This is a genomic window from Rossellomorea arthrocnemi, from assembly GCF_904424705.1.
GTDB lineage: Bacteria > Bacillota > Bacilli > Bacillales > Bacillaceae_B > Rossellomorea > Rossellomorea arthrocnemi.
In genome coordinates this window covers 495,223-506,460 of record NZ_CAJGBF010000002.1, presented here as the reverse complement: position 1 = coordinate 506,460, position 11,238 = coordinate 495,223, and the positions used below count along the sequence as shown (strand labels likewise).

General features: G+C 40.6%; 8 protein-coding genes. 5 read left to right on the top strand and 3 right to left on the bottom strand.

Features of this window, described 5'->3' with window-relative positions; genetic code table 11:
- The first annotated feature begins 6 nt into the window (after window positions 1-6).
- From BAA9072_RS05525 to BAA9072_RS05515, 3 genes are all read left to right on the top strand, one after another.
- Window positions 7-1,320, top strand: a complete 1,314-nt coding sequence (locus BAA9072_RS05525) for a bifunctional folylpolyglutamate synthase/dihydrofolate synthase (protein WP_230980759.1) — start codon at window positions 7-9, stop codon at window positions 1,318-1,320.
- Between the two features lie 110 nt (window positions 1,321-1,430).
- The gene (locus tag BAA9072_RS05520; RefSeq protein WP_201713656.1) at window positions 1,431-3,143 is read left to right on the top strand and encodes a sensor domain-containing diguanylate cyclase; all 1,713 of its coding nucleotides are present in this window, start codon (window positions 1,431-1,433) and stop codon (window positions 3,141-3,143) included.
- 125 nt (window positions 3,144-3,268) lie between these two features.
- Window positions 3,269-6,148 carry a vWA domain-containing protein gene (locus BAA9072_RS05515; RefSeq protein ID WP_201713655.1) on the top strand — a complete coding sequence of 960 codons (2,880 nt, stop codon included), beginning with the start codon at window positions 3,269-3,271 and terminating at the stop codon, window positions 6,146-6,148.
- A gap of 40 nt (window positions 6,149-6,188) precedes the next feature.
- Here BAA9072_RS05515 and BAA9072_RS05510 read toward each other — a convergent pair whose 3' ends face one another.
- Genes BAA9072_RS05510 through BAA9072_RS05500 form a run of 3 tightly spaced genes read right to left on the bottom strand, consistent with a single transcriptional unit; the run spans window position 6,189 to window position 9,144 of the window.
- Window positions 6,189-8,069, bottom strand: coding sequence for a hypothetical protein (locus BAA9072_RS05510; protein WP_201713654.1), 1,881 nt, complete (start codon window positions 8,067-8,069; stop codon window positions 6,189-6,191).
- A 15-nt stretch (window positions 8,070-8,084) separates the two neighbouring features.
- Complete coding sequence (locus BAA9072_RS05505; RefSeq protein ID WP_201713653.1) at window positions 8,085-8,672, bottom strand: PilW family protein; 588 nt, start codon at window positions 8,670-8,672, stop codon at window positions 8,085-8,087.
- Complete coding sequence (locus BAA9072_RS05500; protein WP_269139900.1) at window positions 8,614-9,144, bottom strand: type IV pilus modification PilV family protein; 531 nt, start codon at window positions 9,142-9,144, stop codon at window positions 8,614-8,616. The genes BAA9072_RS05505 and BAA9072_RS05500 overlap by 59 nt, the downstream gene beginning before the upstream one ends.
- A gap of 114 nt (window positions 9,145-9,258) precedes the next feature.
- Here BAA9072_RS05500 and BAA9072_RS05495 point away from each other — a divergent pair, with 114 nt between their 5' ends.
- Together BAA9072_RS05495 and BAA9072_RS05490 are read left to right on the top strand one after the other, a co-directional pair.
- On the top strand, window positions 9,259-10,467 hold the full coding sequence (locus tag BAA9072_RS05495) for a hypothetical protein (protein ID WP_201713651.1): 1,209 nt from the start codon (window positions 9,259-9,261) through the stop codon (window positions 10,465-10,467).
- 15 nt (window positions 10,468-10,482) lie between these two features.
- A complete protein-coding gene (locus BAA9072_RS05490; RefSeq protein ID WP_201713650.1) occupies window positions 10,483-11,220 on the top strand; it encodes a PRC-barrel domain-containing protein in 738 nt (245 codons plus the stop codon).
- Window positions 11,221-11,238: the final 18 nt, after the last annotated feature.

Genomic DNA, 11,238 nt, shown 5'->3' with positions numbered 1-11,238 from the left:
AAAGAATTGTTGAATTATGAACAAGCCGTCGAATGGATACACTCAAGGCTCAGACTTGGAATCAAGCCAGGGCTGATGCGGATGAATCACCTCTTGGAGAAACTCGGGAACCCCCATCAAAAACGTAAAACGGTTCACATCGGTGGAACGAATGGAAAAGGGTCCACCGTTACCTATCTGAGGAATGTGTTGCAGGAAGCAGGTTACACAGTTGGAACGTTTACCTCTCCCTATTTTGAACGATTCAATGAACGAATCAGCATCAACGGAGAGCCTGTTAGCGATGAGGACTTAACACTGCTTGTAGATAAGATTAAGCCCATTGCCGAGAGTATGGAGCAATCGGAATGGGGGGGACCCTCTGAATTTGAAGTCATTACAGCCATGAGCTTTTATTATTTTGCCGAACTGAAACCCGTTGATCTGGTCCTTTATGAGGTCGGACTTGGGGGAAGACTTGATTCCACCAATGTCATCACCCCAATGCTTTCCGTGATTACGAGTATCGGAATGGATCATATGCAGTTTCTTGGAAATAGAATGGAAGATATCGCCTTTGAGAAAGCAGGGATCATCAAACCTAATGTTCCGGTCATTTCAGGGGTCCATCAACCGGAAGCAGTAAAGGTAATTGAGGAAACAGCTCTTGAAATGAAGAGTGATTTATTTCAACTTGGACAGGATTTCTCAGTAAAACGTATTGCCTTACTAGAGAAGGGGGAGAGATTCGAGTACATATCTCTTCTGCAACATGATACGTTTGAGCTCTCCATGATTGGAAACCATCAAATCAATAATGCAGCCATTGCCATCAAGGCGATCGATCTCCTTGTGAAAAATCAGGAGATGAAAATAGCACCGGAACATATCAAAGCTGGATTGAAAAGAGCCTCCTGGCCGGGGAGAATGGAAGCTTTATCAGACATTCGGGAGATTTACATCGATGGTGCCCATAATCCCGAAGGTGTAGCTGCCCTGGTGAAAACGATTAAGGATCGCTTCCTTCATAAAAGAGTAACCGTTCTTTTCTCGGCGCTGCATGACAAAGAATTGAAACCAATGATCACTCAATTGGAAGAGGCAGTGGATTCAATAGGTTTCACGAGCTTTGACTTTCCGAGAGTTGCATCCGTCGAAGAGTTATATGAAGTATCTTCCCACCCTAATAAGGCTGAAGTTCATAATTGGAAAGATTACCTTGAGAATAAAATTTCGTCCATGCAGGAAGATGAAGTCCTGCTCATTACAGGCTCTTTATACTTTTTATCCGAAGTAAAACCATATTTACTTCCTTTAATCGGAAAGAACAGAAAAAAGTAAGTGACTTTATTCTGGTGCTTTGATAAAATATTCTTAAACTTGTGACTATTTAACTAGTATAGTATGATCAGACTATATTAAGTTTATAAAAAAACCTATGGGGGATAGATATGACGTTACCGTTAAAGAGAAAGCTGTACATATTGCTGGCGTGGCTGGCTGTTGTACCGGCAGGGTTGTATTTTACATATCAATATTATCCCCCTGAAAATATTGCAGGAAATGAGTTGGAGTTTATTACATTAGTGGCATTTGCTACTTTTATCCCTCTCATGCCCATCGTGATCAACGGGGCGACCATATTCTTCATCCAGTGGGTAACCCTCGTCGGTTTCATCAAGTATGGACTATTTATTGAAATCGTCCTCATGCAGTTCTCAATCATTCCGTTACTAATAAGGCTTAGGGTGACGAAAAATGACTGGCACAGAATCCCTTTAAATTCATTGATGTTTTTTTTGGTTTCATGCATCAGTGGTTTAATCTATTTTATGCTGGGAGGGGAAATCGCTGAACGGGAACTCAGTCAATTGATCTTCCCAATCCTGTGCTATCAGGTCGTATCTATTATGATCAATCAGATACTCCTCCTAATCTATCATCATTACGTGGCCAATAACGATGTGCGTTTTTACAGTAAGGATTTCGTATGGGACTTTACCGCAAATATGATCATGTTCCCTCTTTCTCTATCACTCTATTATTTAACATTTGAACTCGGAGCCATCGCTTCGTTACTGATCGGTGTACCTTTTGTCAGTCTCTCAATCATTTTGAAGCTTTATAACTCTTCAGAAAAGATCAATGAATATCTCCAGAAAGCCGGGGAAATCGGTCACCAACTTACGGAGAGCCTGAAAGTCACGGAAGTCCTTGATATATTTATCGAAAAGATCATCGAAACCCTGCCCGTTGAATATGCGTATATTCTTGATTGTCATGAAGAAGAGTTAGTACTGCTTAGACGTGTTGAAAATGGAGAAATGAAATCGACCAATTTGCGCCCTCTAAAGAAAAACCAGGGGATCAGCGGTGTGGTGTGGGAAACGGGCAGATCCGTCCTATATACTTCCCGGTCTGAATGGACCGACATCGCGGAAGGCTATATGCCGGAAGGTGTTGAAAGCGTATTATGCGTGCCCATCGTCAGAAGCCAGAAGGTGAGGGGAATCCTGCTTCTTGCTTCTTCCAAAAAGAAAGCCTATGAGAAGTTCCAATTGATGATCGTCGATATATTATGTTCTTATTTCGGAGTTGCCATCGCCAATGCAAGGCACCATGAACGAACGAAGAAAAACAGTGAGCGATGTGCCCTCACAGGCCTCTACAATTACCGGTACTTCGAAGACCTTCTTTCAATGGAATATAACAATCTCGAGGCTGGTAAAAGAAGGAATCTGTCACTCATCATGCTGGACCTGGACCATTTTAAAGTGATAAATGACAACTACGGTCATCAGAGCGGCAACGAAATCCTGATAGAACTTGCCGACCGTCTTCTGACACTGATTGGTTCAAAAGGAACGGTTGCGCGATACGGGGGGGAAGAATTTGTGGTCCTCCTTCCCGACACGGAACGGAAAGAAGCACTCCTAATCGCAGAACAGGTCAGGAGTACAATTGCCAATCAGCCGTTCACTCTCCATGACAGCCTGGACGAGTCCAACAAACAGATGATGGTCAGGATCACAGCGAGTATCGGGGTATCGACCGCACCTGAAGATGCAGATGATACTCTGGCACTGATTCGTCATGCCGACCGTGCCCTTTATACTGGAGCAAAGCAGGCGGGACGGAATCGGGTGGCTCAGTATGTGAAATGATGAAAAGGATGTCTAATGTACCCATTGACATCCTTTTTTAATGATCGTTGAGCATTAAGTCCTATTAAAATAGTTTGTAGATTGTTATAATAAATGTATTATAGGATAACCAAATGAGGGATATTATGAGAATTCAACCGAAATTTCCGTTTTTATTCATCCTTTTTCTTACACTAATTGTTCAATCAACCCATGCCTATGCCAAGGGAAATGCAGATTTGAGTATTAATTTTAATGTAACGCCGTCACAAGAAGTGATTGTTAAGCCGGTGGAAGGGAACGCTAAGGCTTCACTGGACTTTAATATTATCCCGTCAGGTGAAGTGAAGGAGTCCAACCGTCCCCCGATTGATGTAGTCTTTGTTTTTGATAAATCAGGTTCGATGAATAGCACGCAAGATAAAATGCAAAAGGCAAAGAATGGACTGACTAATGCGGTCCAATTCTTTGAGAAAAACAAACAAAAAAATGACCGCTTTTCTCTCATTACCTTTTCTTCAGAGATAGAAACGATTCTTCCATTAAGTAATGACCTCGATGCCATTAAAACTTCTATGTTACATACCACCGCTAATGGAGGCACAAACTATACAGATCCTTTACGTGCTGCGAAAAACATGTTGAAAGATTCTCCTAATGAAAAATATATTGTATTTTTAACGGATGGACAGCCCATGATTGCAACTGCTGTCGAAAAAGTAAAAAAAGAAGTATGCACAAAGTATTGGCTCGTATTTTGCAGCGAAACAGGTGTCGTCGAGAGTGACCAACAGGTAATATACGACTTCCAAAATCGATACAGTTACAATCGGTGGCTGCATAAAATATATTCTCCTGATAATAGTAAGTTGAAGTCATTATACATACCTTCATTTTCAATGGACGGTACTTCATTTCATTCAGGATGGTACAATCCAGGTGATTTGGAAACAAATAGTCAGCAAATGCAGGGGGTGATTAAACAAAAAGGCCTTGAAGTCTCCAAGGAGATATACAACGAGAAAATCACGATGCACACACTTGGATATGGAGAAGGAGATTTGGACGACCGGTATCTTGAAATGCTGGCCCAACAAACGTCGGGCAGCTTCATCAAAGCAAGTGAAGGAAGTGTCTCCGATGCATTTGAAAAATTGGCGAACAAATTAAATTCAGTCAAATTGGATGGGGAAATTGTCGTACCACTGCCGGAGAATGTGACGGTGGACCGGAATAAGTATAAAGTGGTCAATCATTCCGTCTTTTTACCATTTTCAAGTGTGTATGAAGCAGGTCAAGGAGCTCCTTCGCCTATTACACTATCATTGCCCGTCGAATTTACGTCCAGGGGCTCGTATACATTTAAAGATTTGAAAATACAGTATAAAACGGCAGAAGAGACTGCATGGAGATATACCGATAAAAAATCGGTGACAATCCAGGTGAAAGATGACGCACCTGCATCCGTAACAGGAAAGCTTGATTTGAATAAGATCAATCAAGAGTTATTCAATTTAATTATTGAAGAAGGAAACGATACAAATTCATTTTCAGGTCAGTATCATCTGGAATTTGGTGGCCTGGTGAATCCAAATGCCAAGGGGAACCTGAGTGAAATCACCATTCACCAGCCTTTACCTGAAGGTGTAGACATGGTGGAAAGTAAAGGGGTCTCCATTGAAAATGCAGGTGGTCAGAGAACCGCTATCATTAAAGTGAATCAAAAGGCGAACTTTGAAAATGGAACATTTTCCCAACCGAAACTGGAGATGACTTTAAAGATGAAGACAGTCTGGGCTGTGAATAATGTCAAGATGCCCCAGGCGAAAGTATATTACATTGATTCAAGATATGGTCAAAAAGTAAGCAGCAACCTGAACCCGGATCAAAATGAGATCAGTGCAAAAGTACGAACCAGACAGTTCCATAACCTTAAAGATTATGCTTATGACGGCTTTTCTAACGGAACCATCAAAAAGATTCGAATTCAAGGGCAAACTGAGACCACCGTATCGGTACTCGAAGCCGGGATGAATAACGATTTCCCAAATAACGCTGTGTGGGCACTTACGGCTGCACCTACTAAATTAATGATTACGTATAAGGATGGATCAACGGCTGTTCTATCGTTTATTCCTGCCTTGACAGTACAGAATGCCTTGACGAAGACTGTACTGGAGGATGGAGCTTCTATTTCGAATGAGGCAGAATTTCAGCTATCAGCCGGGGTTCCAGGCAATGATGTAACGTATGAGTATCGAATTCTGAATGAGGATGAACCAATAGAGGGCTGGGAAGGCATAAAGCTGCAGGAATTGAAGACTCTCGACATGTTTGGCAAGAATGAAATCCAGCTTAAAGCGAATGGTGGATTTGCGGTCGATGACTACATGATTGGGAAAACGATTTGGATAGAAGGTGACGATTTAATACGTGTTCCTTCCGTGATCGAATTATATGTAGGGGAAACGAAGTCATTCGATATCGATATATACCCTTTTGGAAAGCCTAATAATAACTATAATGTCAAGGTTCTTAAGGGTGATGATGAGTTGATTAACTCTTCCTACACACAAGTCAATTCATCCAAGGAGAATAAAATGACCGGTTTATCCCCAGGGGTGGATGTGGTTGAGGTAGAGACCAAAAATGGGAAGTACAAAAAAACAATTCAAGTAATCGTGAAGTCCAGAGTCGTCAAACTGGAAAGTTTGGACTTTAATAAAACTAAGTATACCTTGCTTCTTGAGGGAGAAGATTTTGACGTCCTATCACATTTACTATTCAATCCTGAAAATGCGACAAATCAAAAGATAAAAAGTATTACAGATACAGGAAATGGGGTCGTGGACATCATTCGCGAAGGCGGGGAGTGGAAAGTAATCCCGGAGAATAGTGGAGTTACGACCATCACTGTTATTTCAGATGAGAATCCTGATATTAAAGCCATGGCGATTTTCGAAGTGGTATCGGAAGAAAGTGAAAATCCGGATACAGAAGATGGAAGCATCGATGGCAGGTGGTAATGTAAAAAGCGAGGCTATGAGCAATCATAGCCTCGCTTTTTTACTCTACAATTATTTCATCACTAATAAGGGAAAGGGCTTCGACCCGCGGTAGTGCATCCAGCTTTGAGAGAAGTACGTCCCTATTATAGTGAACAATAAATCGTGACAATTTCTTTTCCTGATTGGAAAAAAGATCACTTTCTATGCTATCCATATTGTCTACATCACCACGAACGGCATTAACTATGAGGTTTCCTTTTGAAAAGACGCCGCCATTCACATAAAACAGAGATCCCACGCCATATAACGTGGCATTGCTATCGGTATATAGGAAAGCCTGTAACGGTTTGATTTTCTCTGATGGATCAGGTAAAAGGTCGGTCTCATTCTTTTCTTTTTCATCCGTATAGTATTGAAATTCATTCATCCTCGTCACCAGCAGTTCGCCTTTAGAAAGTAAAATCAACTGACCAGATGGACCTGTACTCGCCGGGCGTTTGACGCCTGTGATATTCAGGTTCGATATACTTGTTTTACCTTTGGCATAAATGACTGAATCGAATTCAATCTCATCATTCTCTCTATTCGGATCATTGGCATCCCCTTGGATCGTTAAGTTTCTGCCGGAAAAGATGTTTCCTTCAATAATGGACGTTGAATTTTGAGATTGGATCGAAATACTGTCGAAACTGATGATATTTTCTTTCAGTCTTACTGGTGCATTTGCTTCAATTGAAACCTTTCCGGATGCGACAATATTTCCGATTGTCATATCCCCTGCTACATTTGAAATAGTCACATTTCCAGTAGAGATGATGTTTCCGATATTCATTGCGGAGTTGGCGAGAATGTTTACGTCCCCTTTGACGATAAGATCCACTCCGCTGTGTTGGAGCCCCTTTACGGTGATACTTCGATCAGCCTTTACCACACCTTGTACATTTTCGTTCAGTACGCCCTTTACCAGAGGATAAAAAAGGGGGCTGTTTAAAAGAAAGTTATTGGTAATCGTATTTGTTAGATTTGTTTGAGTCAAATTATGGTCAAGTGATAGATCAAGTGAGTCTAACACTTTGCCAACTTCATCTTCGTAAGTTTGGTCAAAGGAGATGTCCGTAAATTGGCTGTCCTGTTTTATGCCTGGTGGAGAGACAACAGGGTAAAATTGTTTTGTATCTATCAGGGATTTCATATGGTTATAATTGACTTTGTCATATCTGGTGTACAAATCTCCGATAATGGATGGAAATGGGGCACTCACTTTCTTATCGGTATGATTGGATAACTGATAGTTTGCATCCTCACTGATATCGAGTGAATGAGCATATACATTTCCTACCAGGTGAGGTGAACCGTTCAATGTCAACTGTTCACGAGAGCCCAGTGTATATTTCAGGAAGCTTGGGATTGGTGATAAAATAATTCTCTTTCGAACCACTTTTTCAACTTTGCCGTCTTCGGAATCAGGGTTTTTTGTATGGACGATAATCTCATACACTCTTGTAAGATTCGTGTCGAGAAAACGTAATCCGAAAGTGTGGTAGTGAAGAGTATTGGCTTTCCCGCAGTGATCTCCCAGAAGGTTAGAGGCTTGATCACCACTTACATCAACGATCGTAATACATTTAATGGTATCAGATGATTGGTAGGATGGGATGATTTCAGATTGAATGAAGTCGGTCACTTTCGAGTTAATGTTTACAGGGGTTAACTGAGTAATCTCCATTTGTTTAGTGGGCTGTAATTGGAAAACAAGCTTCGCAGAGATTTCTTCAACCGCTTTTAAGCCTTCGTATGTAATATCGATATCCGTTTCCCTGACTTCTGTTCGCTTGGCTCCCCCTATCGTAGAACTCATGATGGCCATACCAATCGTCACCATGACAAGCGAAGTGATCAAAACAGTCAGTAACGCATTCCCTTTTTGATTTATAAACAAGCGATTCCCTCCCTTCTAGAATCCGAATCGGCTCTCTAATTGAAGTGTTTTATTGAATTGTGCATGGGTCACTTTATATGTCAATTGAATCATCGCGTCCTGGCATGGATCAGATACACAGCTGGTAGAGATCGTGGACCCGGAAAAATCAGATGGAGTAGCAAGGATCTCACCGTTAAAGCTCCATTGCTCTTTCCCGTCGACGTTAATCAGTTCCAGTGTCTGTTCGTCATTAGGAATGTTTTCATTTTCAACCTCATAGAAAGATTTTCCCGAGTAGGGTGTTACATTTTTTCCAGTATTATTAACAAATTTAATGCAACTTGTTTGATGAGGGGTACATTCTTCGATGCTGTCAAAGGGATAGGAATATAAATTTTTCATCACCATGGCGGATACATAATCTGCATCTTCCCTTAATTGGGCATCAATCGAAACTTTTTCATAGACTTTATATCCTGTTATCAAAGCTCCATATGTAACTGGCAAAAGAATCGCCGATATAGTAAGAGTAACTAATAGCTCAATCAAGGTGATTCCTTTATTATCGAGTATCTTCACTTTTAATTTTTCCATCAACAACCGTGCTGTATTCTCTATCATTTATATTCCACCTCACTTTAATTGTAATAGGAATATAGTAATCCATTTCATCAGGATTCAGTACTTCCCCGGAATAAATGCTGGCTTCATATTCTAATCCATTTATCGTAATATTCTTTTTGTTAGGGCAGGTTTGATTTAATTCTGATTCAGTAGAGGAATTAGAGAACGTTTTATACTTCGCTTCGCAAATGAATAATGTGAGATAGTCAGATTCTGAAGGCTTGCTCCCGTTATTCACATCATGAAAATAGTTTCTGACCTCGAGAAAGTTCTGTTTCTCCATGAACATCAGCACATTCCTGGCTACATTGACCCCTACCGTCTTCTTTTGGTTGACATTTGTATAGGTGCTGGATTGAAGGAAAAAATTCATGAAACTCAGCAGGACGATTCCCAGGATGGTAATGGAAACCAAAAGTTCAATCAAAGTGAGACCTCTATTATTTTTTAATGTTTTTATCAGTTTCAACCCAACACCTGCTTTCAAAATACCTAACTTTATTATACAATATCTAGTAGTCGAAACTTGTTAAAAAAAGTCTAATTTATAAGAAATATATCATAGGGAGGAGCTGAATGTAAGATGATTTACCTATTTTCATTACTGGCACTTATTCTGTTGCTACCTATTTTATATTTTATTCCAATCGGCATTACCAATAAGGGAAAGTGTTTGATTGCAGGCGTATCATTTTGTTTAACGCTTTTGGGAATAGTCGCATCAACCCTATACCCGGTGTGGGTAATCGGACTGATGTTACTTGCTTTACTGGGAGTATTTTCATATTTGATGGAACAGCGTTTTGCCGGGCTTATGGTAGTGGCTGCCGTACCTGCCCCGGATGTCAAAGAGGAGCAGCGGCACGTAAGACATAATCCTGAGGATATTAAAGCTGAAATACATAATGATGAAAGTCTGGATGAAATAACGGAAGTGAAAGCTGAAGAAGAAATGGTTCTGGTTGAAGATGTGATTAAACGATTAGAAGCTGATGATGATGCGGACATAAAGGATGGGGAAGGGACACCGGATTCTATTCCGGAAATAGAATCCTTGCAGGCTTCGGACGAAATAACGGTTGAACATGTTCTGACTGTTTCTGAAACTGAATCATTACAGGCTCAGGAAGATGAAAGTGAATGGTTTATTGAAAATACGAACGAGAAGAATGAAGTACCAGATACGGCTGAAGAGAAAAATGAGTTGGTTGAAGGGGACTTGAGTGAAATCGAAAGTATGATCAATAACCCGGAAGAAATTGCTGAGATGAAAACAGAAGAGCCAGGCGTATTCATGGACATAATGGAGGAAATGATAGAAGACAGCGATGATCCAGATTCTCAACACCAGAAAGAGGAAGGTGTGCAAGCAGAGGGGAAAGTTAATCTTGAGGATGCACCAGAAGCGAAAGAAGAGACGATTTTCGAGAATAATGAAACGTTTCTTACAGAAGATGATGCCTATGTAGACGAACTTCCAAAGAGCACCAGGATTATGAGAGAAGTAATGAAGACCATGATGGAACAAATCTCGCTTTCTCGCAGTCTGTTAACCTCTGATCAGATGGAAAACATGATTAAGCATTACCTGCACCCCAGTCTACACGATCAAGATTACTATACATTTGCAAGAATATTAATGGATCATTACATGGCAACAGAGCAATATGAAGATCTTGTTACGTTCATTAAAGGGATCGAAGAAAGATTCAAAGAGTATCCATATATCACAATGGACATAGAACAGACCAAGGAAATCGCCACACGAAATGATACAAAATTAAATCGATAGAATAGGTGAGATGACATGAAGAAAAGTGCAGAAATGAAGGCTTTACCGATTATCAGTATTTACGATGGAAGTGAAATAGGGAGAGTCAAATCCCTGGTAATTAATCCGGAGAAAGGCTCCGTCGACTTTTTGACCATCGAGCATGAAGATTGGCAGGTTAGTGTCAAAGCGATTCCCTTTAAAAAGGTAGTAGGAATCGGGGAATATGCCGTTACCGTAGAAAATGAGAATGCGGTTATCGACTTGAACGAAATTCCGATTGCAAACCAGCTGGTAAATAAGAAAATTAAAATCAATGATACCCGTGTCATGACCCGAAAAGGACAGATGATCGGAAATATTCAAGAATTTTACGTGGATGATGAAACAGGGGCTATCGTTTCGTTGGAGTTACATACCAAGGACAGTACATATTTCCTTGGAACAGAACATGTATTAACCTTTGGAAAAGATATCATCATCGTCAATGAAGACGCTGCAGAATACTTTAAAGATACGTTCGAACAACTCACAGCTCCCCAACCTCAGACTGAAGAAGAGGTTGAAGCTATCCAATCTCAACAGTATGGTTTAGAAACAATCAAATTGAAACAGACAGAATTATTGACGGGTAAACATGTAATAGAAGATATCTATAATTTAGAGGGGAACTTACTGATTGCAAAGGGTTCATCCCTGACAGAATCTGATATCCAAGCTGCACAGGAAGCCGGACCGTCTGTCTTTGTTGATTTAACAATGAATATAAAGTAGGAAGAAGGAAGGAGCGCC